Below are 26,228 nucleotides of genomic sequence, written 5' to 3'. Positions count from 1 at the left end.
ATGCTGGGTTCCAGACAGCATCGCGGAAACCGCGGAGAAGCCGCTAGGGCTTTTCCTTCGGCCCGGCAGAGACCACCCCCTTCATTGGGTGCAGCCGGGACGGAGAAGAAGCCCGAGTGACCGGCCAATGTCGGGACAGCGGCCGGCGGGGCGCGTGGAACGCGCCACGTAAACTAACAGAGAGGCACGGATCACGCGCCCCGCTTCCCACCTTCTTCAATGGCCAGACGGCGAAAGCCGGGCGTGGCGGCGGTGAGTGCTGGCCGAAGGCCAGGAAAAGCCAACGATCTGGCTTTTCCAACGGCGAACGCCCGGAGCCACAGCGGAGGGCAGAAGCGCGCCCTCACCCTCCCTGCAAGCTTGTGATGTCCGGGCGGACCGGCGTCCCGCCTGCCGACGGCCCATCGCTCCGTCTATAGGGCGGCAGCCCGCGTGCCGCGCGCGAGAAGGCGCGGTGCTCGTGCCACGGCCGCCACGGCTCGTCGATGGCGAAACTGGCCTCGGCGCGTATCCCGCTGCCGTCCGGCCTGAACCGCACCGCGACGCTGCCCTTGCGCGCAAGTTCGCGCTTGGTCAGCACAACTGGACCATTTCCGCCGCACAAGTCCCTCGCCTTCGCGTCATCGATCACGATGAGCGTCGCCGAACAGGCCTTGCCCGCCGCGTCCGCGCTTTCCGCATGCGCGACGACGGCGCCGCTCTCGTGGCGCGCAAGGCAAAGGCCGCCGGCGCAGGAGAAGCGGTCCGACGGACCGGCCGACTCACCCTTCCCGTTTTCGGGCTTGAGAATGGTTTCAGCATCGAGGGCGCGCGCCCAGTCCTCGATGGTGAAGCCGTTCGGCCGTGCCCGGTTGACCGCGACCGCGCCCCCTGCCCCGCGGATGCCCACCAGCCTTGCGTCCTCGCTGACCAGCACATCGGGCAGGTCGCGCGTCATCAGCAGGACCGCTCCCGGCAGGATGAATGGTAGGGCAAGGAGCCGCAGCCGGGTGGTCGAGACCACGAGGATCGCAAGCGCAACTGTCAGCGCCAATACGGCCGGGAGCGGTATCAGGCCGACCGCGTCTATGGGCGAGCGGTCCGAGAACCATTTTGCCACGGCGATCACCGCCGCGATCGCGTGGCCCATGATCTTCAGGAAGAAGCCGTCGAGGCCGAACGGCATCGCCAGGATGGAGAGGACCGCCATGGGCATCGCCGCCACCGAGACAATGGGCATGGCGACGAGATTGGCCGGCAGGGCGAGCGGCGTGGCGCGCTGGAAATGCCAGATGCCGTAGAGCGCCGTCGCGGTGCCGGCGATCAGCGAGGTTGCCGCAAGCCCGAGGGCGAAACCTGCCGCCATCCGCGCGGCACGTCCCGCCAGGCTCGGGGTAGCGGGTGCTCGGGCTGGCCGGCCCCGCTGCCATTCGCTCCAGGCGGCATAGCCCGCCACCAGCGCGGCGGTGGCCGCAAAGGACATCTGGAAGCTCGGCCCCGCCACCTCGTGCGGCGACAGGACGATGATGATAAGCGCGGCAATGGCGACGTTTCGCATGGTGAGCGCCGCACGGTCGAAGAGGAGCGCCGCCAGCATCACGGCCAGCATGATGTAGCTGCGCTGCGCCGCCACATCAGCACCGGAGATGAAGAGGTAGAGCGTGCAGAAGGCGAGTGCTGCGGCGGCCGCATATTTCTTCACCGGCACGCTCGAAGCGAAGCCCGGAAACAGGGCCGCACCGGCGCGCAGCATGAACATAACCGTGACCGCGACGAGGGCCATGTGAAGGCCGGATATGGACAGAATATGCGCCAGGCCGGAGCGCCTCAACCACTCGTTCACCTCCTCCGGGATGCCCGGACGGAAGCCGACGATCATGGCAACCGCGACGGCGCCCTCCGCCCCGCTCACATGCATGCGGATGCGCTCCGCAAGCGCCAGGCGCGCCGTTTCCAGCCAGCGCGCCGGCCGGGACAGCACGGTCTCGCCTCCGTCCGCCCTCGCCCGCTCCGGTCCCGTCATGAAGAAGCCGATCGCACCGATGCCGGAAAAATAGCTCGCGAAGGAGAAGTCATAGCTTCCCGGCCGGACCGGACCTGACGGCGGCATTAGCCGGGCAAGGCTAGAGATCCCGTCGCCGGGGCGAAGATCCGCCGGTACCTCGCGCGCGGTCAACCGTACGCGCTCCGGCGCATAGCGCAGCTTCGGGCGCTCGGTGGCTAGCACGTCGAGGACGAGGCGCACGCGCCCGTTCGCCTGGTGCTCGATCTGCGCCACCCGCCCGGTGAGCCGGGTCGTGACCTCCGAGCCCAGCACCGGCGTTTCCGCGCGCCAGGTTTCGAGCTTTGCCGCCCCGGCCCCGATCGCGAAGGCAAGCAGCGCTCCGGAAGCATGAAGCAGGACCGGACGGGCCTGGAACAGGAACACGGCGGCGATCAACGGAGCGATGACAGCAAGAAGGACCGGCGCGCCCGGCTCCCAGGAAATCGCGAAGTAGGCGAGCGCCCCGGCGGCCATGAACACCGGCAGGCACAGGAAGGCTGCGCCCCGCGCGCCGTCCTTTGCCAACTCCTCCGAGATAAGGTGCAAGAGCGCCGGTGCCCGCCAGCTTCCGGAGGCGCTGACCGATCGGCGAAAGAGCCCCCGCGCGTCGGTCCTATCGACGGGCGATGGGGCCGCTTCAGACGCGGTTTCAGGCGGCGCCAGGAAATACCGGCGCTCGCCTTCCGCGGAAAACGCTCTTTCGCCCCCCAAGCCTTACCGCCCCTCCACGGCGCTTGCACCCCCACCCGCCTATGCTACATGACGGACAGCCGATTTCCACCCGGCATGGGCTCGCCCTTGGAGCGCCGCCCCGAACGCAAGAATCCGGACACAAGAAAATGTCGAACCCCGTCGTCACCCGCTTTGCGCCCTCGCCCACCGGCTTTCTGCATATCGGCGGCGCGCGCACGGCGCTCTTCAATTGGCTCTATGCCCGCCACACCGGCGGCACGATGCTCTTGCGCATCGAGGACACGGATCGCCAGCGCTCCACGCCGGAAGCAACGGCCGCCATCCTCGACGGGCTGACCTGGCTGGGACTTGGCTGGGACGGTGAGCCGATCTCGCAATTCGCGCGTGTGGACCGTCACCGCGAAGTGGCGGAAGAGCTGGTCGCTCGCGGCAAGGCCTACTACTGCTACGCCTCGCCCGAGGAGATCGAGGCCGCGCGCGAGAAGGCACGTGCCGAAGGCCGACCGCCGCGCTTCAACAGCCCGTGGCGCGACCGGAATCCGAGCGACGCGCCGGCCGGCGTAAAGCCGGTCATCCGCATCAAGGCGCCGCAGGACGGCGAGACGGTGGTTGACGACCGCGTTCAGGGCGAGGTGCGTTTCCCGAACAAGGACCTCGACGACTTCATCATCCTGCGCTCCGACGGCACTCCGACCTATATGCATGCGGTGGTGGTGGACGATCACGACATGGGCGTGACCCACATCATCCGCGGCGACGACCATCTCACCAATGCCGCGCGCCAGTCGCTCATCTTCCAGGCCATGGACTGGGAGATCCCGGTCATGGCCCATGTGCCCCTGATCCACGGCCCGGACGGAGCCAAGCTTTCCAAGCGGCACGGCGCACTGGGCGTGGAGGCCTATCGCGCCATGGGCTATCTGCCCGCGGCCCTGCGCAACTATCTGGCGCGGCTCGGCTGGAGCCATGGCGATGACGAGGTGATGACGACCGAGCAGATGGTCGAGTGGTTCAAAATTGAGGACGTCAACAAGGGCGCCGCCCGCTTCGACTTCCAGAAGCTTGAGGCCTTGAACGGCATTCATATCCGTCAGACCGACGACGACACGCTGTTCGAGATCTTCCTCTCCACGCTCCCCCACCTGGAAGGGGGCTCGTCCTTTCTCGGCAAGCTCGATGAGAAGCAGAGGACCCAGCTGCGCGCGGCGCTGCCGGGCCTCAAGGAGCGGTCGAAAACCCTGGTCGAGCTGATGGACGGGGCCGGCTTCCTCGTCGCGGAACGGCCGATCGCGCCGGACGAGAAGGCCGCCGCGCTTCTCGACCAGGACGGGCGAACGATCCTGGCGGAGCTGGCGGAGGAGTTCGCGAGCTTGTCCGAATGGACGGTCGAAAGCACGGAAGCCGTCGTGCGTGCTTATGCGGAGAGGACCGGGCGCAAGCTCGGCAAGGTTGCACAGCCCTTGCGCGCAGCGCTGACCGGACGCACCACATCGCCCGGCATTTTCGACGTGCTCGCAGTGCTCGGCCGCGAGGAGTCGCTCGGCCGCATCCGCGACCAGGCGGCAGGTGCGTCGTCCGCTTGAAACGCTGATGCTGCGCCGCAATAAGGGCGGCTGTCAACCTTGGCAGGGTGGGGCAAATGCGCTAGCTAAAGGCCACGCTGATGGCCGCCTGCCACCGCCCGTGGCGACGACATTCCCGGCCCGAGTTTCAAGACAGAGAGGTGAGTGCGATGGCCAATTCGACAGTCAAGCTGGAACTTGGTGGCGCGGCCAGCGAATACCCGGTCCGCAAGGGCTCGATCGGCCCGGATGTCGTCGACATCGCCTCACTCTACAGGCAGACCGGGATGTTCACCTACGATCCCGGCTTCACGTCCACCGCGAGCTGCGAATCGAAGATCACCTATATCGACGGCGACGAAGGCATCCTGCTCCACCGCGGCTATCCGATCGAGCAGCTAGCGGAGCACAGTGATTTCCTGGAGGTCTGCTATCTCCTGCTCTATGGCGAGCTGCCCACAAAGACGCAGAAGGAAGACTTCGACCTGCGCGTGACGCGGCACACCATGATCCACGAGCAGATGTCGCGCTTCTTCACGGGCTTCCGCCGCGACGCCCATCCCATGGCGGTCATGTGCGGCGTGGTGGGCGCGCTCTCGGCCTTCTACCACGACTCGACCGACATTTCAGACCCGCATCAGCGCATGGTGGCCTCGATCCGCATGATCGCGAAGATGCCGACCATCGCCTCGATGGCCTACAAATACCATATCGGCCAGCCCTTCATGTATCCGCGCAATGAGCTGTCCTATGCGGCCAATTTCCTGCATATGTGCTTCGCGGTGCCCTGTGAGGAATACAAGGTCAATCCGGTGCTCGCCCGCGCCATGGACCGCATCTTCATCCTGCATGCCGACCACGAGCAGAACGCCTCCACCTCGACCGTGCGGCTCGCGGGTTCGTCCGGCGCCAACCCCTTCGCCTGCATAGCAGCGGGCATCGCCTGCCTCTGGGGCCCCGCCCATGGCGGCGCCAACGAGGCGGCGCTCAACATGCTGGCCGAGATCGGCACGCCCGAGCGCATCCCGGAATATATCGCCCGCGCGAAGGACAAGAACGATCCGTTCCGCCTGATGGGCTTCGGCCACCGGGTCTACAAGAACTACGATCCGCGCGCCAAGATCATGCAGAAGACCTGCCACGAGGTTCTCGCCGAGCTGGGCATCAAGGACGACCCGCAGCTCGACATCGCCATGGAGCTTGAGCGCATAGCGCTCACCGACGACTATTTCATCGAGAAGAAGCTCTATCCCAATGTCGACTTCTATTCCGGCATCACCCTGAAGGCACTGGGCTTCCCCACCACCATGTTCACGGTGCTCTTCGCCGTCGCGCGCACCGTGGGCTGGATCGCGCAGTGGAAGGAGATGATCGAGGATCCGCAGCAGAAGATCGGCCGCCCCCGCCAGCTCTATACAGGCGCTCCGCAGCGCGACTACGTGCCGATCGCCAAGCGCTGAGCCGGGCAAACGAAAACCTCCGCTCGGGCGAGCGGAGGTTTTTCTCGCCATGCAGCGGCAGCGCTTCTCCGGATCGTCAGCTTGGCAAGTCTCCGATAGCCTTCAGCAGCGCCACCGCTCCCATCATGTCGCGCTTGCGCGCGCTGCGGCGCGCGGCAGCTTCCGCATCCTCGCCCCATTGGGAGATGTTCCAGTCCTCGTCCACATGGGCCGCCTTCCATGCCATTTCGGCGTCGATCGCGCCGGCTTCCACCGCCAGGGCCAGAATTGCCGACCCGGTCAGGGTGGTCATCACGTGCAGCGCTGCAATGCGAAGGGGATCACGGCGCGGCAGCAGATGCGAGCCGACGGCGGCGATGGTCGTGCGGGGCTGCTCTACATGCATCACCCCTTCGGCCAGAATGAAGCGCACGCTTAGCGTCGTCTCGGCCCATTCCAGAACCGGATCCCAAGCCTCCGCCTGCAGCTTGATCAGCCGCTCGGGAGCGTCCGCTCGGTAATAGAGGAGATCGGTGGAAGCGTAGCGAAGAATATCCTCCGCCACCACCTGGACGTCGTTCGCAACGCCGTCGATGGCCGTATTGACGAGGCGCGTTATCGGCATCGTCATGGGGTTGATCTGCTCGCCCTGCGCGCCAAACTCGTCCGCGACGAGGCGTGCCGCCGCCTCGGTGGGCAGAACAAGCTCGGCGCCCGCCGGTGTGCGCACGGCCCGCCCGTCCAGCAGCACCTTCCAGCCGCCGCCCTCGCCTGTCACCTCGACGCGTTCATAAAAGCGCTTCGGCAGGGGATTGCGCATATTTTGCTGGGCGCGGCGCATTGGGTCTTGATCCGCATATTGCCGGCCCTGGTCCAGATCGTTCAGAATGTCGCGCATGCCACTCCATATAGGCGGTCGCCGGCCCAGGTCATCATCCCCGCGCAGCGAAAATGTCTCAGCTTCCCGCTTCCGCCGCCGCCTCGTCGAAGCCGAGCAGGTTCCAGCTTTGCTGCATGTGCGGCGGCAGCTCGGCGGTGACGTCGACCGTCCCGCCGTCGGGGTGCGGGATGACGATGCGGCGGGCATGCAGATGCAGCCGGTTCTGGATGCCGCCGGGCAGTTCCCAGTTCTGGTCGGCTTCAAAATACTTCGGGTCGCCGATGATCGGGCAGCCGATCGAGGCGGCATGAACGCGCAGCTGATGCGTGCGCCCCGTATAGGGCTCCATCTCGAGCCAGGTGAGCACCGTCCCCGCCTGCTCCACCACACGATAGTTGGAGACCGCATGGTCGGCTCCAGCTTCGCCATGCTTGGCGACGCGCACCCGGTCGCCGTCGGGTGTTGGCTCGCGCACGAGCCAGCTGGAGATGCGTCCTTCGGCCTTCTTCGGCGCGCCCTTCACCAGCGCCCAGTAGATTTTTTTCGTCTCGCGTGCGCGAAAGGCTTCGGCGAGCTTCATCGCCGCAAGCCGCGTGCGCGCCACCACGAGCACGCCGGACGTGTCCCGGTCGAGCCGATGCACCAGGCGCGGCTTCTCGCCCTTCTTGTTGCGCCAGGCCTCCAGCATATCGTCCACATGGCGGGTAACGCCGGAGCCGCCCTGGACTGCAAGACCCGCAGGCTTGTTGAAGACGAAAACCTTGTCGTCCTCGTGGATCAGCATCTGCGCCAGCACCTCGGCGTCGCCCTGGTTGCGGATGGTGCGCATGGTGGTGGGGCCGCCGCCCTTGTGATCGACGGCAAGCGGCGGCACCCGGATCAGTTGCCCGGGCTGGACGCGCGTATCGGCCTTGGCGCGGCCGCCATCGACGCGCACCTGGCCGCTGCGGAGCAGTTTTTGCAGCTGCACGAATCCGAGGCCCGGGTAATGGACCTTGAACCAGCGGTCGAGCCGCATGCCGGCCTCGCCGCTCTCCACTTCGATCTGTTCTACGCCTGCCATCTCGTCACCGTTTCGACGGCGGCAATAGCATCAGAGGATGCTCCTTGCGAGCCACAATCCGGCAAAGAGCGCGAAGATCGATCCCGCTACGCTCGCCAGGACATAGGTCAAGGCCGCCGCCTGGGCGCCGCGCTCCCAAAGCACGGCCACATCCAGCGAGAATGCGGAGAAAGTGGTGAAGCCGCCGAGGATGCCGGTGACCAGGAATAGTCTGATCTCATTGGGCACATCGAATTTCCGGGCAAGCACGGCAACCAGCAGCCCCATGGCGAAGCATCCGACCAGGTTGACCGCGAGCGTGCCCCAGGGGAAGGCGACGCCCAAAAGCCTGCCGGCGGCGGTCACGCTGATATGGCGCATGCCGGCGCCTATGGCTCCGCCGGCGCAGACAAGCAGCAGATGATACAAACCTGTTCCCTCGCCCCGCTTGATCAGGAAAATAGCTCAAGAAACCATTCGACCGGCGGCCTCGTGCTAGCCGCCGCCCTGCCGCTCCCGGCGGAGTTTTGCCCAGTAATCGAGACGCTTGCGGATCTCGCGCTCGAAGCCGCGGTCCGGCGGCTCGTAAAAGGTCCTGCGTCCCATCGCCTCGGGAAAATAATCCTGGCCGGAAAAAGCGTCGGGCATGTCGTGGTCGTACTGGTAGCCCGAGCCGTAGCCCGTCTCTTTCATGAGCTTGGTCGGCGCGTTGAGGATGTGCTTTGGAGGGAGCAGCGAGCCGTGCTCCTTTGCAGCCGCCATGGCCGACTTGAAGGCCGTATAGACCGCGTTCGACTTCGGGGCGGTGGCGAGATAGACGCATGCCTGCGCAAAGGCGAGTTCTCCCTCCGGCGAGCCCAGATAGTCGTAGGCATCCTTGGCCGCATTGGCAATGACAAGCGCCTGCGGATCGGCAACCCCGATATCCTCCACGGCCATGCGCACCAGCCGGCGGCCGAGATAGAGCGGATCCTCGCCGGCATCGAACATGCGGCAGAGATAGTAGAGGGCGGCGTCCGGATCGGAGCCGCGCACGGCTTTATGGAGCGCTGAGATGAGATTGTAGTGCCCGTCCTGGCTCTTGTCGTAGATGGGCGCGCGCCGCTGCACGATGCGCTGCAGCGCCTCCGCATCAAAAACCTCGCCCTCCTCGGCCGCCCGCCAGACCTCCTCCGCCAATGTGAGAGCAGCGCGGCCGTCGCCATCGGCCATGCGCAGCAGAACCGCCCTCGCCTCTCCGTCGAGCGGCAGCGGCCGCCCTTCCGCCGCTTCGGCCCGCTGAAGCAGGCGCTCCAGGCTGTCGGCTTCGAGGGAATGAAAGACGAGCACGCGGGCGCGGGAAAGAAGCGCGGCATTGAGCTCGAAGGAGGGGTTCTCCGTCGTCGCCCCCACCAGCACGACAGTGCCGTCCTCCATGACCGGTAGAAAAGAATCCTGCTGCGCGCGGTTGAAGCGGTGGATCTCGTCCACGAAGAGCAAGGTCTGACGGCCCTGGGCACGGCGCAGGCGCGCCGCCTCGAACACCTTCTTCAGCTCCGCGACGCCGGAGAAGATCGCGGAAATCTGCTCGAACGCCATTGAGGTTTCGCCGGCAAGAAGCCGGGCGACCGTCGTCTTGCCCGTGCCCGGTGGCCCCCAGAAGATCAGGGAGCCTAGCGACCCGGCACGGATCATGCGGGTGAGCGCGCCGTCGGAGCCGGTCAGGTGTTCCTGGCCGACCACCTCGTCAAGCTTTTTCGGGCGCAGCCGGTCGGCGAGCGGCTTTCCGACTGCCGCCGCGGCTTGAGGCTCGTTCCTGTCGAACAGATCGCCCATATGCTCTCTAGAACCGCAGGGTCTGGCGTATGATACGTCCGCCTCTGTCGATGGTGAACCGCCACCATCGCGTCTCGCTTTCGGTCAGTGCCTTCATCTGCTCGGCAGAGGCGATCTCCTCACCATTGATCTCGCGCACGATGTCGCCGGGCCTGAGGCCGATACTTGCGGCGGGCGAATTGCGCGCCAGATCGACGATCACAACCCCGCTCCCCGTGACCGGAAGGCGAAGCCTCTGCGCCAGGGCCGGCGAGACCTCGGCCACCTTGGCCCCGGAAAACGGACCGGTGCCGCCGATCTCGATCTCGACGCCCGTGCCTTCCGGCGCCCGTTCGACCGGCATCGCAAGGCGAAGCTGCTCCCCGTTCCTCAGCACCTCTATTTCCGCCGTCTCGCCGATCGGCAGCGTCGCGAGGCGATAGCCCAGCGCCTCGGGCGTCTCGACGGGCTTGCCGTTCACCGCCACCACCACATCCGCGCTTTGCAGGCCCGCCCGCGCCGCTGGGCTTTCCGGCGCGACATTGGTGACCAGCGCGCCGGCGGGCCTCTCCATTCCAAGGGCGTCAGCGATGTCCGCCGTCACGCGCTCGAAATTCGCCCCCACATAGGGCCGCTCGAAGAAGTCCTTGCCGTTCTTGGCCGACTCAACGACGGCCCGCACGATATTGGAGGGGATCGCAAAGCCGATGCCGATCGATCCTCCCGAGCGGCTGTAGATGGCGGTGTTGATGCCCACCACCTCGCCGGCCATGTTGACGAGCGCGCCGCCCGAATTGCCCGGATTGATGGCGGCGTCTGTCTGGATGAAATAGCCGAAATCGGAAATGCCGCCCAATGTGCGGGCGAGCGCCGAGACGATGCCGCTGGTTGTGGTCTGGCCGACACCGAAGGGGTTGCCGATGGCGAGCACCAGGTCGCCAACCTCCAGCGCTTCGGAATCCCCCAAGGGCGCGGCGGGAAAGGGCTCGGAATTTTTGACCTTCAGCACGGCGAGATCAAGCCCCTCGTCCCTGAGCAGGATTTCGCTCGCAAACTCCCGCCCATCGGCGAGCGCCACCTTCACCTCGTCGGCCTGGCGGATGACATGGTAGTTCGTCACCACGATGCCTGACCCGTCGACCAGAACGCCGGAGCCGAGCGAAGACTGCACGCGCGGCGGCATCTGCGGAAAGTTGAAGAAACGCTCGAAGAAGGGATCGCCCATGAAGGGTGAGCGCGCCTCGACACGGGTCGACGCGTAGACGTTCACGACGGCCGGCGCGATCTCGCGCACCAGGGGCGCGAAGGAGAGTTGCAGCTCGTCCCGACCGAAGGGCACGCGCCGCGTCTCGCCTGCCGGTCGGCCCTCGCGCCTTTCCTCGCCTCCGCGCAGAAGCTGCCTCAGCGGATCGAGGAGCGAGTCCGCGGGACTGTCCTGCGCCTCGAGCGAGGAGGAAAGCACGCCAAGGGCGGCCACAAGGAAAAGGGCTTTTGCTCTCATGCGACTCCTCTACGCGCGGATATCATCGGACAGAGTGATTGATAAGAAAAGGCTGGCGTTCGGATTCCCTCGCTGCTTCGCCTTGAGCACCTCAGACGCTAAAGCGCGCAGGTGAAGGGCGCGGGCACATCGGCTAGTTTCCAGCAGCTTCGTATCCGCCGAATCATTCTCCCGCGAGCCCGCTCCAGCAGCGATCCGTAAAACTTTGAGGACATGATGGCCCTGCCCTATCTGACGCCGATCCTTCTGCTGGCGATCTCCAATATCTTCATGACCTTTGCGTGGTACGGCCACCTGAAATTCGGACACAAGCCGATCGTGATGGTCATCCTCGCCAGTTGGGGGATCGCCTTCATCGAATACTGCTTTGCCGTCCCGGCCAACCGGTACGGCCACGCCGTCTATAGCGCGGCGGAGCTCAAGACCATTCAGGAAGTGATCACCCTATGCGTCTTCGCGGTCTTCTCGGTCTACTATCTGGGTGAGCAGCTCACGATTAATCACGCCATCGGCTTCGCGCTGATCTGCCTTGGCGCATTCTTCATCTTCAAGGGCCCACTCGGCTGAGGCCGGGACAGCAAAAAGGGGCCGAACGGCCCCTTTTTTTTTACCAGGCGATGCTGAAGCGATCACGCCGCCTCGGCTTCCTCATTGGCGGCTTCTGCCTCGACGCGCGCCCTATCGGCGGCGCCCTTGGCGGAGGTGTCGCGATCGACGAACTCGATCACCGCCATTGCCGCATTGTCACCGTGGCGGAAGCCGGCCTTCATGATGCGGGTATAGCCGCCATTGCGTGCGGCAAAACGAGGGGCAACCGTCTCGAACAGGCGGCTCACCAGCTTCTCGTCCCTAATGGCCGAGATCGCCTGGCGGCGGGCATGGAGATCCCCCCGCTTGCCCAGCGTGACGAGCTTCTCCACGATCGGGCGAAGCTCCTTGGCCTTGGGCAGCGTGGTGACGATCTGCTCATGCTCGATGAGCGAGGCCGCCATATTGGCGAACATGGCCTTGCGATGGCTAGAGGTCCGGTTGAGCTTGCGGCCGGCTTTCCCGTGACGCATGGCTGGTCTCCTTCAAATCCTTGCGGCGCTCGGGCCGCAGGGGGTCAATACTGGTCTTCGTAGCGCTTGGCGAGCTCTTCGATATTGTCCGGCGGCCAATCCGGCACTTCCATGCCGAGGTGGAGCCCCATCGAGGCCAGCACTTCCTTGATCTCGTTGAGCGACTTGCGGCCGAAATTCGGCGTGCGCAGCATCTCGGCTTCCGTCTTCTGGATCAGGTCGCCGATATAGACGATGTTGTCGTTCTTCAGGCAGTTGGCCGAGCGCACGGAGAGCTCGAGCTCGTCCACCTTCTTCAGCAGCGCCGGATTGAAGGCAAGCTCGGTGACCTGCTCGGCGGGCTGCTCCTTCTGCGGCTCCTCGAAATTGACAAAGAGGCCGAGCTGGTCCTGCAGGATGCGCGCCGCGTAGGCGATGGCATCCTCACCGGTGACCGAACCGTCGGTCTCGATGGTCATGGTCAGCTTGTCATAGTCGAGGACCTGGCCCTCGCGGGTGTTCTCGACCTTGTAGGAAACCTTCTTGACCGGCGAATAGAGGCTGTCGACCGGGATCAGGCCGATCGGCGCATCTTCGGCGCGATTGCGGTCGGCGGGCACATAGCCCTTGCCGGTGTTGACCGTGAACTCCATGCGGATCTCCGCGCCCTGGTCGAGCGTACAGATCACATGGTCAGGGTTCAGGATCTCCACATCGCCCACGGTCTGGATGTCGCCGGCGGTCACGACGCCCGGGCCCTGCTTGCGCACGACCATGCGCTTCGGCCCGTCGCCTTCCATCCGGATGGCGATTTCCTTGATGTTGAGCACGATATCGGTCACGTCCTCGCGGACGCCTGAGATCGAGGAGAATTCGTGCAGCACGCCGTCGATCTGCACGGCCGTCACGGCCGCGCCGCGGAGCGAGGAAAGCAGAACGCGACGCAGCGCGTTGCCGAGGGTAAGGCCAAAGCCGCGCTCAAGCGGCTCGGCCACGAGGGTCGTCTGCGTACGGCCCTTCGACGCGAACTCGATCTTGTTGGGCTTGATGAGTTCCTGCCAGTTTTTCTGGATCATGATGTTTCCTTCCGATACCCCGCCACCATCCAATCGTGGCGGGCGTTCTGGAACCCGCAGAGGAGCGCCCGGGGGAGCTCGTACGGCACTAAGTTTTGGCTAGACGCGGCGCTTCTTGCGCGGACGGCATCCATTGTGCGGGATGGGCGTCACATCGCGGATTGAGGTAATGGTGAAACCCGCCGCTTGCAAGGCCCGCAATGCGGATTCACGGCCCGAACCCGGGCCCGACACCTCGACCTCGAGGGTACGCATGCCATGCTCCTGCGCCTTGCGAGCGCAATCCTCTGCGGCCATCTGCGCGGCGAAGGGGGTCGACTTGCGCGAACCCTTGAACCCTTGAGAACCGGCGGACGACCAGGCGATCGCATTGCCCTGTGCGTCGGTGATCGTGATCATGGTGTTGTTGAAGGTCGAGTTGACGTGAGCGACACCCGACGAAATGTTCTTGCGTTCACGACGACGAACGCGCGTGGCTTCCTTGGCCATGTTCTTCCTTTCAGTCGATCTCTACGCCGCCGTAATTCCAGCGGCTACACCTGGTAAGGCAATAGGGCAGTAGGGCAATAAGTGAACGCTGCGGCCGTCTGCGACCCAACATACTGCCCTACTGCCTTACTCCCCTACTCCCTTAAATCACTTCTTCTTTCCGGCAATCGGCTTCGCCGGCCCCTTGCGGGTGCGCGCATTGGTATGCGTGCGCTGACCACGAACGGGCAGCGAGCGGCGATGGCGGAGGCCGCGATAGCTGCCGAGGTCCATCAGGCGCTTGATGTTCATCGAGACCTCGCGGCGCAGGTCGCCCTCCACCTGATAGTCGCGGTCGATGGTCTCGCGGATGGCCAGTACCTCGGCATCGGTCAACTGGTGCACCCGGCGGTCATCCGGAATGTTGACCTTGTTCACGATTTCGCGGGCGAGCTTCGGCCCGATACCGTGAATATACTGCAGCGCGATCACGACGCGCTTGTTGGTCGGAATATTGACGCCGGCTATACGGGCCATCTTCTTCTCCATGTGGGCCGGCAGAGCCGGCGCTTCGTTAAGCCCGCGTCCGGTGGAGGCCGGCCCTTGCGAGCATGTTCTTCTCAACAACGAAGCCGAGCCAAACGGCCCGGCCGGTCGATCGTCTCGTTGGGAGATGCGCCGCTATAGTCGATCTCCGCACCAGCGTCAACCGCCTAGCTGCGACCCAATCCCCCGGTTTCCAAGGCATTCCCCTGAAGCTCCGCGGCCGCCTTCCCGCCCAAAACGGAAATTGGCGGACGGCACTAGGCAGCCGTGCCAAGAACCTTCTCGATCTGCTGCGTCACCTCGTTGATGGAGGCCATGCCGTCCACGCCCTTCAGCAAGCCCTTGGCGTGGTAATAGCCGATGAGCGGGGCTGTCTTCTTATAGTATTCGCGCAGCCGCTCCTCGAACACCTCCGGATTGTCGTCCTTGCGAACTGGCTGGCCCGCGGCGAGCGCCTGCTCCGCTCGCCTGGCGATCCGGCCGACTAGCGCCTTGTCGTCGACGACGAGCTCGATAACCGCGTCGAGCTTCAGCCTGCGTTCGGCGAGCATCGCCTCGACCGCGTCCGCCTGCGCAAGCGTGCGCGGGTAGCCGTCGAGGATAAAACCATTCGCGCAGTCGGCCTGGTCGATGCGCTCCGCGACGATGGCGTTGACGATGGCGTCGGACACGAGTTCGCCCGCGTCCATGACCGCCTTCGCCTTCTTGCCGACTTCCGTTTCGGCTTTCACCGCCGCACGCAGCATGTCTCCGGTGGAGAGCTGCGGAATCCTGAATTTCTCGATCAGGATCTGCGCCTGCGTTCCCTTGCCCGCCCCCGGCGGCCCAAGAAGTATAAGCCTCATCGTCCTCTCTTGCCCCCCCGGAGCTTCGACTTCCTGATCAGGCCTTCATACTGATGTGCGATCAGGTGGCCCTGAACCTGCGCCACAGTATCGAGCGTGACGCTGACGACGATCAAAAGCGACGTGCCACCGAGATAGAAGGGCACGCCGGTGGCCGAAATCAGGAACTCCGGCAAGAGGCAGACCAGGACGAGATAGATGGCGCCGACGACGGTGATCCGCGTCAGCACGTAGTCGATATATTCCGCGGTGCGCTCGCCCGGCCGATAGCCGGGGATGAAGCCGGAATGCTTCTTCAGCTGGTCTGCCGTGTCCTTCGGGTTGAAGACGATCGCCGTGTAGAAGAAGGCGAAGAAGATGATCAGCGCCGCGTAGAGGATCATGTAGAGCGGCTGGCCGTGGCCAAGAGTGGCGAGCAACGTGCCGGCCCAGCCGGGCAGCTGCGTCGCGTCCGTAAAGCCGGCAACCGTGGCGGGCAGGAGAAGCAGGGACGAGGCGAAGATCGGCGGGATGACGCCGGCCGTATTGAGCTTCAGCGGCAGGTGCGAGGTGTCGCCCTGAAACATGCGGTTGCCGATCTGCCGCTTGGGATATTGGATCAGCAGCCGGCGCTGCGCGCGCTCGAAGAAGACGATGACGCCGATGGCAACGATCGCCACCACGATGATCGCCAGGATGAGGCCGGTGGACATCGCGCCGGTGCGGCCGAGCTCGAGCGTGCCGCCGATGGCAGAGGGCAGACCCGCCACGATGCCCGCGAAGATGATCAGCGAGATGCCGTTGCCGATGCCGCGCGCGGTGATCTGCTCGCCGAGCCACATCAGGAACATGGTGCCGCCGACGAGCGTCAGGACCGCCGAGATTCGGAAGAACCAGCCCGGATCGGTGACGATGTTCTGCCCGCCCTCGAGACTGACGGCTATGCCATAGGCCTGCACCGTGGCCAGCAAAACCGTGCCGTAGCGCGTGTACTGATTGATGATCTTGCGGCCCTGCTCGCCTTCCTTCTTCAGCTGCTCCAGCGACGGCACCACCGAAGTCATGAGCTGCATGATGATGGAGGCAGAGATATAGGGCATGATGCCGAGCGCGAAGATCGCCATCCGCTCCACCGCCCCGCCGGCGAACATGTTGAACATGCCCAGCACGCCGCCGGACTGCTGCTGGAAGGCCTGCGCGAAGGCGTCCGGATTGATGCCAGGCATCGGGATATAGGTGCCGAGGCGATAGACGAGCAGCGCGCCGAGGGTGAACCAGATGCGCTTCTTCAGGTCCTCCGCCTTGGCGAAGGCGGCGAAGTTCAGATTCGATGCGAGTTGCTCGGCTGCCGATGCCATGAAGAATTCTCCGCTTCGTCACGCCCCCGCGCGACCAGAAAATGGACGCCGGTCACCCAATCGCGCTCATGAAGGACGATGCGCAATCAAAGCCCGAGCCGCTATGTCTTGGCCTCGCGCGCGGCTTGCCGGGCGCATGGTGCCGAAGCCCGAAATAAGCTCGGGGCGGCTAGTATGCAAGCGGCGGGTTGTCCCCGCCGCCCGCGGGATTCCGATCTCAGGCCCCGTTCTGCGGCAGCTTCACCGAACCGCCGGCCTTCTCGATCTTTTCCACCGCCGATTTGGAGGCGCCGGCGACGTCGAGCGTCACCTTGGCATTGAGTTCGCCGCCTCCCAGCACGCGCACACCATCCCTGGCGCGGCGAATGACGCCAGCCTTCACCAGCGCGGCGGCGTCGATCGTCTCGCCGGCGTCGAGCTTCTTGGCGTCGATCGCCGCCTGGATGCGGCCGAGCGACACTTCGTTGAAGTCCTTGCCGAAGATGTTGTTGAAGCCGCGCTTCGGCAGGCGCCGGTAGAGCGGCATCTGGCCGCCCTCGAAGCCCTTGATGGCCACGCCCGAGCGTGACTTCTGGCCCTTCACGCCGCGACCGCCCGTCTTGCCCGTTCCTGAACCGATGCCGCGGCCGACGCGCTTGCGCGCCTTGGTGGCGCCCTCGGCGTCCCTGAGTTCGTTGAGTTTCATCGCACTAAATCCTCGTCTCTCAGGCCTCGTCGACGACGCGCACGAGGTGCTGCACCGTCGCGATCATGCCGCGTACGGAAGGCGTGTCCTCCAGCGTCGAGCGGCGATGCAGCTTGTTGAGCCCCAGGCCGACCAGCGTCGCGCGCTGCTCCTTGGGGCGGCGGATGGGGCTGCCGATCTGCTCGACCGTGATCGTCTTGCCCTTCTTCTTCTCAGCCATCTTGGTCAATCCTTAAAGCCAGCGGCGGCCTGCCCTGCGGGACAAGCGCCGGCGCCTAGTCTTCCGCCCCGACTGCCACGTTGCCGCGGCGCGCCTGCAGGCTCGAATATTTGATGCCGCGCTGCGCGGCGACATCCTTCGGATGCACCTGGTTCTTCAGCGCGTCGAAGGTGGCCCGCACCATGTTGTAGGGGTTGGTCGAGCCGAGCGACTTGGCGACGACGTCCTTCATGCCGAGTGTCTCGAACACGGCGCGCATCGGGCCGCCGGCGATGATGCCGGTGCCGGGCTTGGCGGCGCGCAGGAGCACGCGGCCCGCGCCGTGGCGGCCGTTCACGTCGTGATGCAGCGTCCGGCCCGCCCTGAGCGGCACGAAGATCATGTCGCGCTTGGCGCTTTCGGTCGCCTTGCGGATCGCTTCCGGTACCTCGCGAGCCTTGCCATGGCCGAAGCCGACGCGGCCCTTCTGGTCGCCGACGACCACGAGCGCTGCAAAGCCGAAGCGGCGGCCGCCCTTGACCACCTTGGCGACGCGGTTGATGTGAACGAGTTTGTCGACGAACTCGCTGTCGCGCTCTTCACGCTCTCTGCGGTCGTCCCTGCGGGGCTGTGCCATTATCCTTGTCCTTGTTCTTTTCCGGTAGCACGGGGTTGACGGGAGCCTTCGGGCCCGGGGGCCCGCGGGCGGCTAGAATTCCAGACCGCCTTCGCGGGCCGCATCGGCCAGCGCCTTGACGCGGCCGTGATAGAGATAGGCGCCGCGGTCGAAGACGACCTTGTCGACGCCCGCCTTCTTGGCGCGCTCGGCAATCAGCTTGCCGACAGCGCCGGCAGCCTCGGTATCGGCGCCGGTCTTCAGCTTGCCCTTCAGCTCCTTGTCCAGCGTGGAGGCGGCGGCAACCGTGTGCCCCTTCACGTCGTCGATCAACTGCGCGTAGATGTGCTTCGACGAGCGGTGGACCGAAAGCCGCGGCCGCCCGGTGGCGACCGACTTCAACTTCCGGCGAACGCGCCCGGCGCGTCGCGTAACGGATACTTTCGACACCATGGCCTGCGTTCCTTACTTCTTCTTGCCTTCCTTGCGGACGATCGTCTCATTCGCGTATTTCACGCCCTTGCCCTTATAGGGCTCCGGGCCACGGAACTTGCGGATCTCCGCCGCCACCTGCCCGACCACCTGCTTGTCGATGCCGCTGACGACGACTTCCGTCGGCCGCGGCACTGCAATGGTGATTCCCGCCGGCGGCTCGTAGCTGACCTCGTGGCTGTAGCCCAGCGAAAGCTGCAGGTTTTTGCCCTGCATGGCCGCGCGATAGCCCACGCCATTGATCTCAAGCCGCTTCTCGAAACCGTCCTTCACGCCATTGAGGATGTTGGCGATCTGGGTGCGCGACATGCCCCATTTGGAGCGCGCAAGCTTCGACTGGTCGCGCGGATCGACGGCGATGGCGCCATTCTCCATCTTCACCAGGACGTCGTCATTGACCACGAACCTGAGCTCGCCCTTCGGTCCCTTCGCGGTGACCGTCTGGCCCTCGACATTCGCCGTCACCCCCTGGGGCACCGGGACCGGTTTCTTTCCAATACGAGACATTTTTCTGTCCTCGTTCTTTTCTGTTCAGCCGGATCAGAAGATCTGGCAGAGAAGCTCTCCGCCGACATTCTTCTCACGCGCCTCATGATCCGCCATCACGCCCTTGGGCGTCGAAAGGATGGCGATGCCGAGGCCGTTGGCGACATTGGGGATCGACTTCACCGACACATAGACGCGGCGGCCGGGCTTCGAGACGCGTGCGATCTCGCGGATCACGGGAGCGCCCTCAAAATATTTGAGCTGGATTTCCAGCTCCGACTTGCCGTTCTCGTAGTCGATCTGCGTGTAGTCGCGGATATAGCCTTCCGCCTTCATCACGTCGAGGACGCGGGTGCGCAGGCGCGAGGCGGGCGTGGAGACCGTGCTCTTCTTGCGCCCGATCGCGTTGCGGATGCGGGTCAGCATATCGCCGAGGGGATCGTTCATGGACATGGGCTTGCCTCCCTTACCAGCTCGACTTGACCAGGCCGGGGATCAGGCCCTGGCTGCCCAGCTCGCGAAGCGCGATGCGCGACATCTTGAGCTTGCGGTAATAGGCGCGCGGCCGGCCCGTCACATCGCAGCGGTTGCGGATGCGCGTCTTCGACGAGTTGCGCGGAAGGGCAGCAAGCTGGAGCTGCGCCTTGAAGCGCTCCTCTATCGGCTTGTCCTGGTCCATGATGATGGCCTTGAGCGACGCACGCTTGTTCGCGTAGCGGTCCGCCATCTTCCGGCGCCTCTTGTTCTTCTCGACTGCGCTAGTCTTTGCCATTTCGAAATTCCTTGTTCTCGCCTGCCGTTACTGCCGGAACGGGAAGTTGAAGGCCTTGAGCAGGGCCCTCGCCTCCTCGTCCGTCTTGGCGGTCGTACAGACGACGATGTCCATTCCCCAGATCTGGTCGACCTTGTCATAGTTGATCTCTGGGAAAACGATATGCTCCTTGATGCCGAGCGCGTAGTTGCCGCGGCCGTCGAAGCTCTTGGGGTTCAGGCCGCGGAAGTCGCGCACGCGCGGCAGCGCGACATTCACGAGCCGGTCCAGGAACTCGTACATGCGGTCCTTGCGCAGCGTCACCTTGGTGCCGATGGGCATGCCCTCACGCACCTTGAAGCCGGCGATGGAATTGCGCGCCTTGGTGATGACGGGCTTCTGGCCGGCGATAAGCGCAAGATCCTCGGCGGCGACCGACGGCTTCTTGGAGTCGCCCGTCGCTTCGCCCACGCCCATATTGATGACGATCTTGTCGATGCGCGGGACCTGCATCTCGTTCTTGTATTTGAAAGCCTCGAGGAGCTCCTTGCGGATCGCCTCCTCATATCGCTTCTTCAAGCGCGGCTGGTATTCTGCCTTAGCCATCGATCAATTCTCCCGAGCGCTTCGCCACGCGCACCTTCTTGCCGTCCTCGAGGATGCGGAAGCCGACGCGGGTGGGCTTCCCGTCCTTGGGATCGGCCAGCGCCAGGTTCGACACATGGATCGGCGCTTCCTTGGTGATGATGCCGCCTTCGGACTGAGGCGTCTGCTTCTGATGCCTGCGCACCAGATTGACGCCGCGCACCACGGCCTTCTCGTCCTTCGGCATCATCTTCAAAACTTCGCCCGTGCGGCCCTTGTCACGGCCGGAGAGCACGACGACCTTGTCGCCCTTCCTGATCTTCTGCATGTCTCCGGCTCCTTACAGCACTTCCGGCGCCAGCGAGATGATCTTCATGTGGTTCTTCGCGCGCAATTCGCGCGGAACCGGTCCGAAGATGCGGGTGCCGATCGGCTCTTTCTTGTTGTCCACCAGCACGGCGGCGTTGCTGTCGAAGCGGATGACGCTGCCGTCGGGACGGCGGATGTCCTTGGCGGTGCGAACCACCACCGCCTTCATCACATCACCCTTCTTCACGCGGCCACGCGGAATGGCCTCTTTTACCGAGACGACGATGATGTCGCCCACCGAGGCATATTTCCGCTTCGAGCCGCCGAGCACCTTGATGCACATGACACGACGGGCGCCGGAATTGTCCGCCACGTCGAGGTTTGTTTGCATCTGAATCATGACTGGCCGCCTTCTGATTATCTATCCGGGAGGATGGCTCGAGGCCGTTCCCGTTCGTTCAAACTCAAGCCTGCTGCTGCGCCTGGGTTTCCAACACGACCCAGGTCTTGTCCTTCGAGATCGGGCGCGTCTCCTGGATCAGCACGATGTCGCCGACCTTGCACGCATTGGTCTCGTCATGGGCCTTGTACCGCTTGGAGCGGCGCACGGTCTTCTTCAGGATCGGGTGCGAGAACCGGCGCTCGACCAGCACGACGACCGTCTTGTCGTTCTTGTCGCTCACCACGGTGCCCTGCAATACGCGCTTTGGCATCTTCGTCCTCAGGCTTTCTTCTCCGCCGCCTTCTGGGCGGCGATTGTCTTGATGCGCGCAATGTCGCGGCGGATCTGCCGCACGCGCGCGGTTTTCTCGAGCTGCCCCGTCGCCTTCTGGAAGCGAAGGTTGAACTGCTCTTTCTTCAGGTTCGTCAGCTCGTCATCGAGCTGGTCGGGCGTCATCGCCCTCACGTCAGCGGCCTTCATGGGTGCCCTCCTACTCGGCGATGCGCTGGATGAAGCGCGTCTTGACCGGGAGCTTGGCGGCACCGAGGCGCAGCGCCTCGCGCGCGATGTCCTCGGCAACGCCGTCGATCTCAAACATGATGCGGCCTGGCTTCACGCGGCAGGCCCAGAACTCGACGCTGCCCTTGCCCTTGCCCATGCGGACCTCGGTCGGCTTGGCGGTCACCGGCACATCCGGGAAGATGCGGATCCACACCCGGCCCTGGCGCTTCATCTCGCGGGTGATGGCGCGGCGGGCGGCCTCGATCTGGCGCGCGGTGACGCGCTCCGGCTCCAGGGCCTTCAGCCCGAAGGATCCGAAATTCAGCTCCGTTCCGCCCTTGGCGACGCCATGGATCCGGCCCTTGAACTGTTTGCGGAATTTCGTGCGCTTTGGTTGCAGCATTTTTGTCTACTCCAAAATTCCGGCTCAGGCATTCTCGCGGCGGCGCTGGCCGCCGCCCTGCTCACCTTCGACCGCCCGGCGCTCGGACGCCATTGGATCGTGCTCCAGGATCTCGCCCTTGAAGACCCACACTTTCACGCCACAGACGCCATAGGCGGTCTTGGCCTCGGCCGTGCCGTAGTCGACATCGCCGCGCAGCGTATGCAGCGGCACGCGGCCCTCGCGGTACCATTCGAGGCGGGCGATCTCGGCTCCGCCAAGGCGTCCCGCGCAGTTGATGCGGATGCCTTCCGCGCCGAGGCGCATGGCCGACTGCACGGCGCGCTTCATGGCGCGGCGGAAAGCCACGCGGCGCTCCAGCTGCTGGGCGATCGACTGGGCGATCAGCTTGGCGTCGATCTCCGGCTTGCGCACCTCGACGATGTTCAGATGCGTCTCCGCATTCGTCATCTGCGAGATCTTCTTGCGCAGCTTCTCGATATCCGCGCCCTTCTTGCCGATGATGAGGCCAGGCCGCGCGGAATGGATGGTCACTCGGCACTTCTTGTGGGGGCGCTCGATCACGACCTTCGAGATCGCCGCCTGCTTCAGCTCGTTCTCGATATAGTCGCGGATCTTGATGTCCTCGTGCAGCAGCTCGCCATACTCTCCGGTATTCGCGAACCAACGCGAGTCCCAGGTGCGGTTGATGCCGAGACGGAGACCGATCGGATTGACTTTCTGGCCCATCAGGCGGCCTCCACTTGCTCTTCTACTTCGCGAACCACGATGGTGAGGTTCGAGAACGGTTTCTCGATGCGGTTGGCGCGGCCGCGGCCGCGGGCATGGAAGCGCTTCATGACGATCGACTTGCCGACATAGGCCTCCGCCACCACCAGCGCGTCCACATCCAGATTGTGGTTGTTCTCCGCATTGGCGATCGCCGATTCCAACGTCTTCCTGACGGTGCCTGCGATCCGCTTGCGCGAGAATTCGAGGTCTGCCAGCGCAGCCGAGACCTTCTTCCCGCGGATCAGCGCGGCAACGAGGTTCAGCTTCTGCGGGCTGATGCGGATGGTACGCAGAACCGCACGCGCCTCATTGTCTGCAAGCCTGCGCGGCGCTTTGGCCTTGCCCATGATTACTTCCTCTTCGCCTTCTTGTCCGCGCCGTGGCCGTAATAGGTGCGGGTCGGAGCGAACTCACCGAATTTGTGGCCCACCATCTCTTCGCTGACGGACACCGGGATGTGCTTCTGGCCGTTGTAGACGCCGAAGGTCAGCCCGACGAACTGGGGCAGGATCGTGGAGCGGCGGCTCCACATCTTGATCACCTCTTTGCGGCCGCTTTCGCGCGCCTTGTCGGCCTTCTTCAGCAGATAGCCGTCGACAAAGGGGCCTTTCCAAACTGAACGGGACACTGTGCCGTTACCTTTCCTTAGCTCTTGCGCTGATGCCGCGAGCGCATGATGAACTTGTCGGTCGCCTTGTTGGACCGGGTCTTGCGGCCCTTGGTGGGCTTGCCCCACGGTGTTACCGGATGCCGGCCGCCCGAGGTGCGGCCCTCGCCGCCGCCATGCGGGTGATCGACCGGGTTCATGGTGACGCCGCGATTGTGCGGACGCTTGCCCAGCCACCGCTTGCGGCCGGCCTTGCCGAGGCTGACATTGGCGTGGTCGGGGTTGGAAACCGCGCCCACCGTCGCCATGCAGGCGCCGGCAACGAGCCGCTGCTCGCCGGAATTCAGCCTCAGGATCGCCATGCCCTGGTCGCGGCCGACGAGCTGCGCATAAGAGCCGGCGGAACGGGCGAGCTGACCGCCCTTGCCCGGCTTGAGCTCCACATTGTGGATGATCGTGCCCACCGGCATGGTCGACAGCGGCATTGCATTGCCCGGCTTCACGTCGGCGCCGTTCGCCGAGGAGACCACGCGGTCGCCGGCGGCAAGGCGCTGCGGCGCCAGGATGTAGCTGAGCTCGCCATCCTCATAGCGTACCAGCGCGATGAAGCCCGTCCGGTTCGGATCATATTCCAGGCGCTCCACGACGCCGGCGACGTCGAACTTGCGGCGCTTGAAATCAATCATGCGGTAGGTGCGCTTGTGACCGCCGCCCTGGAAGCGGGCGGTGATGCGGCCGTAATTGTTGCGCCCGCCCTTCGAGGTGAGGCCGACCGTCAGCCCCTTCACCGGCTTGCCCTTATGCAGGCCCGAGCGGTCCACGATCACCAGCTGCCGCTGGCCTGGCGTTACCGGCTTATAATTCTTGAGTGCCATGTCTTAACCCCTCGCCGCCTCTCAAAGACCAGTCGCGACGTCGATCGAATGGCCCTCGGCCAGCGTGACGATCGCCTTCTTGACGTCGCTCTGCTGTCCGATGGTGCCGCGGAAACGCTTCACCTTGCCCTTGCGGACAAGCGTGTTGACGCCCTTGACCTTGACGTTGAACAGCGCTTCCACCGCCGCCTTGATCTCGGGCTTGGTCGCCTTGCGGGCGACGTTGAAGACGACCTGGTTGTTCTCCGAGGCCATCGTCGACTTCTCGGTGATCGCCGGGCTGACGATCACGTCATAGTGGCGAAGATCCGTCATTTGAACCGCTCCTCGAGGGCCTCGACCGCGGATTTGGAAAGCACCAGGGTGCCGCGGCGCAGGATGTCGTAGACGTTGATGCCCTGGACCGGCAGCACGTCGATATTGGAAAGGTTGGCCGCGGCGCGCTTGAAGCCGGCATCGATCTCGGCGCCGCCGATAAGCAGCGCGTTGGTGAGACCCAGCTTGGCAAAGCTCTCCACGAGCGCCTTGGTCTTGGCTTCCTTGATCGCGAGGTCATCGACGATGATGAGGTTCGCGGACTTGGCCTTCGCCGACAGGGCGTGCTTGAGGCCCAGCGCCCTCACCTTCTTCGGCAAATCATGGGCATGGCTGTGCGGCACCGGCCCATGCGCCTTGCCGCCGCCGCGGAACTGCGGTGCACGCGCCGAGGAGTGACGGGCGCGGCCCGTACCCTTCTGCTTGTACATCTTGGCGCCGGTGCGGGCGATCTCAGCCCGGCCTTTCGCCTTGTGCGTGCCCTGCTGGCGCTTGGCGAGCTGCCAGCGCACGACGCGGTGGAGGATGTCCTCGCGCGGGTCGAGCCCGAAGATGGCGTCGGAGACCTCGAGCTTGCCGGCGTCCTTGCCGGCCAGCGTGGTTACCTTCAGATCCATTATTCTGCCCCCTCGCTGGCGGCGTTTTCAGCCTGCGCGGCATTGCTGTTGCTGGCGGCGCGGATGGCGGCCGGAACCGGCGCCTCCTTCGGAAGCGGCACCTTCACGGCGTCGCGCACCATGATCCACGCGCCCTTGGAGCCGGGCACCGCGCCGCGGATCAGGATCAGGCCGCGCTCGGTGTCGGTCGAGACCACTTCCAGGTTCTGCGTGGTCACGCGGCGGTCGCCCATATGGCCCGCCATCTTCTTGCCCTTGAACACCTTGCCCGGATCCTGGCGCTGGCCCGTCGAGCCGTGCGTACGGTGCGAAACCGAGTTGCCGTGGGTCGCGCGTCCGCCGCCGAAATTGTGGCGTTTCATGACGCCCTGAAAGCCCTTGCCGATGGAGGTGCCCGTCACGTCCACCTTCTGGCCCGGCACGAAATGGTCCGCGGTGATCTCCGCGCCCACGTCGAGCAGATTCTCCGGCGAGACGCGGAACTCGGCGAGCTTGGTCTTGGGCTCGACGGAGCTCGCCGCGAAATGGCCGCGCAGCGCCTTGGAGGTGTTCTTCACCTTGGCAAGGCCGACGCCGAGCTGGACGGCCGTATAGCCGTTCTTCTCCGCCGTGCGCTGCGCCACCACCTGGCAGTTTTCCATGCGCAGAACCGTGACGGGGATGTGCTCGCCCGCCTCGTTGTAGACGCGCGTCATCCCGATCTTCTGTGCGATAACACCTGAACGCATCGGTTCAACTTCCTTTCAGGCTTCCCGTCGGCCGGCATTCGCCTTGCGCGGGTCCTATCCTCTTCTTCCGCCCTAGAGCTTGATCTCGACATCCACGCCGGCGGCGAGGTCGAGCTTCATCAGCGCGTCCACCGTCTGCGGGGTCGGATCCACGATGTCGAGAAGGCGCTTATGGGTGCGCATCTCGAACTGCTCGCGGCTCTTCTTGTCGATGTGCGGCGAGCGGTTCACCGTGAACTTCTCGATCCGCGTCGGCAGCGGGATGGGGCCGCGGACATTGGCGCCGGTGCGCTTGGCCGTGGACACGATCTCGCGCGTGGAGGCGTCGAGCACCCGGTGGTCGAACGCTTTGAGGCGGATACGGATATTTTGTCCGTTCATTTCTTCATTCCTCGTTCGGCTTGCGGCGCGGGGCTTCCCGCGCCGCTGCCCGAATGCCTGGCCCCGTTATTCAGTGATGCTTGCGACGATGCCGGCGCCGACGGTGCGGCCGCCTTCGCGGATGGCGAAGCGCAGGCGCTCCTCCATGGCGATCGGCACGATCAGCTCGACATCGACAGTCACATTGTCGCCCGGCATCACCATCTCCGTGCCTTCCGG

36 protein-coding genes and 1 pseudogene are annotated in these 26,228 nt (G+C 64.8%); 3 read left to right on the top strand and 34 right to left on the bottom strand.

What is annotated here, in order from left to right:
• Positions 1-343: 343 nt before the first annotated feature.
• Complete coding sequence (locus RIN79_RS20330; protein WP_309086532.1) at positions 344-2,548, bottom strand: ComEC/Rec2 family competence protein; 2,205 nt, start codon at positions 2,546-2,548, stop codon at positions 344-346.
• Between the two features lie 314 nt (positions 2,549-2,862).
• Between RIN79_RS20330 and gltX the strand changes: the two genes are divergently transcribed.
• Both gltX and gltA read left to right on the top strand, forming a co-directional pair.
• Positions 2,863-4,299, top strand: a complete 1,437-nt coding sequence (gltX, locus tag RIN79_RS20325; protein ID WP_309086531.1) for a glutamate--tRNA ligase — start codon at positions 2,863-2,865, stop codon at positions 4,297-4,299.
• Between the two features lie 149 nt (positions 4,300-4,448).
• Complete coding sequence (gltA, locus tag RIN79_RS20320; RefSeq protein WP_309086530.1) at positions 4,449-5,738, top strand: citrate synthase; 1,290 nt, start codon at positions 4,449-4,451, stop codon at positions 5,736-5,738.
• A 76-nt stretch (positions 5,739-5,814) separates the two neighbouring features.
• Here gltA and RIN79_RS20315 read toward each other — a convergent pair whose 3' ends face one another.
• The 5 genes from RIN79_RS20315 to RIN79_RS20295 all read right to left on the bottom strand — a co-directional run bounded on the left by RIN79_RS20315 (position 5,815) and on the right by RIN79_RS20295 (position 10,934).
• Positions 5,815-6,615, bottom strand: coding sequence for an ATP12 family protein (locus tag RIN79_RS20315; RefSeq protein ID WP_309086529.1), 801 nt, complete (start codon positions 6,613-6,615; stop codon positions 5,815-5,817).
• Between the two features lie 58 nt (positions 6,616-6,673).
• Positions 6,674-7,660, bottom strand: a complete 987-nt coding sequence (locus RIN79_RS20310) for an RluA family pseudouridine synthase (RefSeq protein ID WP_309086528.1) — start codon at positions 7,658-7,660, stop codon at positions 6,674-6,676.
• Positions 7,661-7,690: 30 nt separating this feature from the next.
• Positions 7,691-8,068: a fluoride efflux transporter CrcB gene (gene crcB, locus RIN79_RS20305; RefSeq protein WP_309086527.1), complete on the bottom strand. Its 378-nt coding sequence runs from the start codon at positions 8,066-8,068 to the stop codon at positions 7,691-7,693.
• A gap of 66 nt (positions 8,069-8,134) precedes the next feature.
• Complete coding sequence (locus RIN79_RS20300) at positions 8,135-9,454, bottom strand: replication-associated recombination protein A (protein ID WP_309086526.1); 1,320 nt, start codon at positions 9,452-9,454, stop codon at positions 8,135-8,137.
• A gap of 7 nt (positions 9,455-9,461) precedes the next feature.
• On the bottom strand, positions 9,462-10,934 hold the full coding sequence (locus RIN79_RS20295) for a DegQ family serine endoprotease (RefSeq protein WP_309086525.1): 1,473 nt from the start codon (positions 10,932-10,934) through the stop codon (positions 9,462-9,464).
• 216 nt (positions 10,935-11,150) lie between these two features.
• Between RIN79_RS20295 and RIN79_RS20290 the strand changes: the two genes are divergently transcribed.
• Positions 11,151-11,501, top strand: a complete 351-nt coding sequence (locus RIN79_RS20290; RefSeq protein ID WP_309086524.1) for a DMT family protein — start codon at positions 11,151-11,153, stop codon at positions 11,499-11,501.
• 62 nt (positions 11,502-11,563) lie between these two features.
• Here RIN79_RS20290 and rplQ read toward each other — a convergent pair whose 3' ends face one another.
• From rplQ to tuf, 28 genes and pseudogenes are all read right to left on the bottom strand, one after another.
• A complete protein-coding gene (rplQ, locus tag RIN79_RS20285) occupies positions 11,564-11,995 on the bottom strand; it encodes a 50S ribosomal protein L17 (RefSeq protein WP_309086523.1) in 432 nt (143 codons plus the stop codon).
• A gap of 44 nt (positions 11,996-12,039) precedes the next feature.
• Entirely contained in the window at positions 12,040-13,050 is a 1,011-nt protein-coding gene (locus RIN79_RS20280) for a DNA-directed RNA polymerase subunit alpha (RefSeq protein WP_309086522.1), read from the bottom strand.
• 99 nt (positions 13,051-13,149) lie between these two features.
• Positions 13,150-13,539 (bottom strand): 30S ribosomal protein S11, encoded by a 390-nt coding sequence (gene rpsK, locus RIN79_RS20275; protein ID WP_309086520.1) that lies wholly within the window; start codon positions 13,537-13,539, stop codon positions 13,150-13,152.
• 147 nt (positions 13,540-13,686) lie between these two features.
• On the bottom strand, positions 13,687-14,055 hold the full coding sequence (gene rpsM, locus RIN79_RS20270) for a 30S ribosomal protein S13 (protein WP_309086519.1): 369 nt from the start codon (positions 14,053-14,055) through the stop codon (positions 13,687-13,689).
• Between the two features lie 266 nt (positions 14,056-14,321).
• Positions 14,322-14,909, bottom strand: coding sequence for an adenylate kinase (locus RIN79_RS20265; RefSeq protein ID WP_309086518.1), 588 nt, complete (start codon positions 14,907-14,909; stop codon positions 14,322-14,324).
• A complete protein-coding gene (gene secY / locus RIN79_RS20260) occupies positions 14,906-16,246 on the bottom strand; it encodes a preprotein translocase subunit SecY (RefSeq protein ID WP_309086517.1) in 1,341 nt (446 codons plus the stop codon). The genes RIN79_RS20265 and secY overlap by 4 nt, the downstream gene beginning before the upstream one ends.
• Positions 16,247-16,463: 217 nt before the next feature.
• Positions 16,464-16,931, bottom strand: a complete 468-nt coding sequence (gene rplO / locus RIN79_RS20255; protein WP_309086516.1) for a 50S ribosomal protein L15 — start codon at positions 16,929-16,931, stop codon at positions 16,464-16,466.
• A 19-nt stretch (positions 16,932-16,950) separates the two neighbouring features.
• Positions 16,951-17,151, bottom strand: coding sequence for a 50S ribosomal protein L30 (gene rpmD, locus RIN79_RS20250; RefSeq protein WP_309086515.1), 201 nt, complete (start codon positions 17,149-17,151; stop codon positions 16,951-16,953).
• A 55-nt stretch (positions 17,152-17,206) separates the two neighbouring features.
• Positions 17,207-17,767 carry a 30S ribosomal protein S5 gene (gene rpsE, locus RIN79_RS20245; RefSeq protein WP_309086514.1) on the bottom strand — a complete coding sequence of 187 codons (561 nt, stop codon included), beginning with the start codon at positions 17,765-17,767 and terminating at the stop codon, positions 17,207-17,209.
• A gap of 72 nt (positions 17,768-17,839) precedes the next feature.
• A complete protein-coding gene (rplR, locus tag RIN79_RS20240; RefSeq protein ID WP_309086513.1) occupies positions 17,840-18,199 on the bottom strand; it encodes a 50S ribosomal protein L18 in 360 nt (119 codons plus the stop codon).
• Between the two features lie 12 nt (positions 18,200-18,211).
• Entirely contained in the window at positions 18,212-18,745 is a 534-nt protein-coding gene (gene rplF / locus RIN79_RS20235) for a 50S ribosomal protein L6 (protein ID WP_309086512.1), read from the bottom strand.
• A gap of 33 nt (positions 18,746-18,778) precedes the next feature.
• Positions 18,779-19,177: a 30S ribosomal protein S8 gene (rpsH, locus tag RIN79_RS20230; RefSeq protein ID WP_309086511.1), complete on the bottom strand. Its 399-nt coding sequence runs from the start codon at positions 19,175-19,177 to the stop codon at positions 18,779-18,781.
• A gap of 13 nt (positions 19,178-19,190) precedes the next feature.
• Positions 19,191-19,496, bottom strand: a complete 306-nt coding sequence (rpsN, locus tag RIN79_RS20225; RefSeq protein ID WP_309086510.1) for a 30S ribosomal protein S14 — start codon at positions 19,494-19,496, stop codon at positions 19,191-19,193.
• Positions 19,497-19,523: 27 nt separating this feature from the next.
• Positions 19,524-20,081, bottom strand: coding sequence for a 50S ribosomal protein L5 (rplE, locus tag RIN79_RS20220; RefSeq protein WP_309086509.1), 558 nt, complete (start codon positions 20,079-20,081; stop codon positions 19,524-19,526).
• The gene (gene rplX / locus RIN79_RS20215) at positions 20,074-20,388 is read right to left on the bottom strand and encodes a 50S ribosomal protein L24 (RefSeq protein ID WP_309086508.1); all 315 of its coding nucleotides are present in this window, start codon (positions 20,386-20,388) and stop codon (positions 20,074-20,076) included. Before rplX ends, rplE begins: the two co-directional genes overlap by 8 nt.
• Positions 20,389-20,400: 12 nt before the next feature.
• Positions 20,401-20,769 carry a 50S ribosomal protein L14 gene (gene rplN / locus RIN79_RS20210; RefSeq protein WP_261515915.1) on the bottom strand — a complete coding sequence of 123 codons (369 nt, stop codon included), beginning with the start codon at positions 20,767-20,769 and terminating at the stop codon, positions 20,401-20,403.
• 64 nt (positions 20,770-20,833) lie between these two features.
• Complete coding sequence (gene rpsQ / locus RIN79_RS20205) at positions 20,834-21,082, bottom strand: 30S ribosomal protein S17 (RefSeq protein WP_309086507.1); 249 nt, start codon at positions 21,080-21,082, stop codon at positions 20,834-20,836.
• Positions 21,083-21,090: 8 nt separating this feature from the next.
• Positions 21,091-21,291: a 50S ribosomal protein L29 gene (gene rpmC, locus RIN79_RS20200; protein ID WP_309086506.1), complete on the bottom strand. Its 201-nt coding sequence runs from the start codon at positions 21,289-21,291 to the stop codon at positions 21,091-21,093.
• A gap of 10 nt (positions 21,292-21,301) precedes the next feature.
• Positions 21,302-21,715 carry a 50S ribosomal protein L16 gene (gene rplP, locus RIN79_RS20195; RefSeq protein WP_309086505.1) on the bottom strand — a complete coding sequence of 138 codons (414 nt, stop codon included), beginning with the start codon at positions 21,713-21,715 and terminating at the stop codon, positions 21,302-21,304.
• Positions 21,716-21,739: 24 nt separating this feature from the next.
• The gene (gene rpsC, locus RIN79_RS20190; RefSeq protein WP_309086504.1) at positions 21,740-22,444 is read right to left on the bottom strand and encodes a 30S ribosomal protein S3; all 705 of its coding nucleotides are present in this window, start codon (positions 22,442-22,444) and stop codon (positions 21,740-21,742) included.
• Positions 22,444-22,833 carry a 50S ribosomal protein L22 gene (gene rplV / locus RIN79_RS20185; protein WP_309086503.1) on the bottom strand — a complete coding sequence of 130 codons (390 nt, stop codon included), beginning with the start codon at positions 22,831-22,833 and terminating at the stop codon, positions 22,444-22,446. The genes rpsC and rplV overlap by 1 nt, the downstream gene beginning before the upstream one ends.
• A 2-nt stretch (positions 22,834-22,835) precedes the next feature.
• Positions 22,836-23,114 carry a 30S ribosomal protein S19 gene (rpsS, locus tag RIN79_RS20180; protein WP_309086502.1) on the bottom strand — a complete coding sequence of 93 codons (279 nt, stop codon included), beginning with the start codon at positions 23,112-23,114 and terminating at the stop codon, positions 22,836-22,838.
• Positions 23,115-23,131: 17 nt separating this feature from the next.
• Positions 23,132-23,968, bottom strand: a complete 837-nt coding sequence (gene rplB, locus RIN79_RS20175) for a 50S ribosomal protein L2 (RefSeq protein WP_309086501.1) — start codon at positions 23,966-23,968, stop codon at positions 23,132-23,134.
• 21 nt (positions 23,969-23,989) lie between these two features.
• Complete coding sequence (locus tag RIN79_RS20170; protein WP_309086500.1) at positions 23,990-24,283, bottom strand: 50S ribosomal protein L23; 294 nt, start codon at positions 24,281-24,283, stop codon at positions 23,990-23,992.
• Positions 24,280-24,900, bottom strand: a complete 621-nt coding sequence (gene rplD / locus RIN79_RS20165; RefSeq protein WP_309086499.1) for a 50S ribosomal protein L4 — start codon at positions 24,898-24,900, stop codon at positions 24,280-24,282. Before rplD ends, RIN79_RS20170 begins: the two co-directional genes overlap by 4 nt.
• Positions 24,900-25,628, bottom strand: a complete 729-nt coding sequence (gene rplC / locus RIN79_RS20160; RefSeq protein ID WP_309086498.1) for a 50S ribosomal protein L3 — start codon at positions 25,626-25,628, stop codon at positions 24,900-24,902. The genes rplD and rplC overlap by 1 nt, the downstream gene beginning before the upstream one ends.
• 72 nt (positions 25,629-25,700) lie before the next feature.
• On the bottom strand, positions 25,701-26,009 hold the full coding sequence (gene rpsJ, locus RIN79_RS20155; protein WP_007066362.1) for a 30S ribosomal protein S10: 309 nt from the start codon (positions 26,007-26,009) through the stop codon (positions 25,701-25,703).
• A 66-nt stretch (positions 26,010-26,075) separates the two neighbouring features.
• Positions 26,076-26,228 (bottom strand): annotated as a pseudogene (tuf, locus tag RIN79_RS20150) (elongation factor Tu); the annotation flags it as partial.

Source organism: Chelativorans sp. (genome assembly GCF_031180965.1).
Taxonomy (GTDB): domain Bacteria; phylum Pseudomonadota; class Alphaproteobacteria; order Rhizobiales; family Rhizobiaceae; genus Chelativorans.
This window is presented reverse-complemented; position numbering and strand designations above follow the sequence as displayed.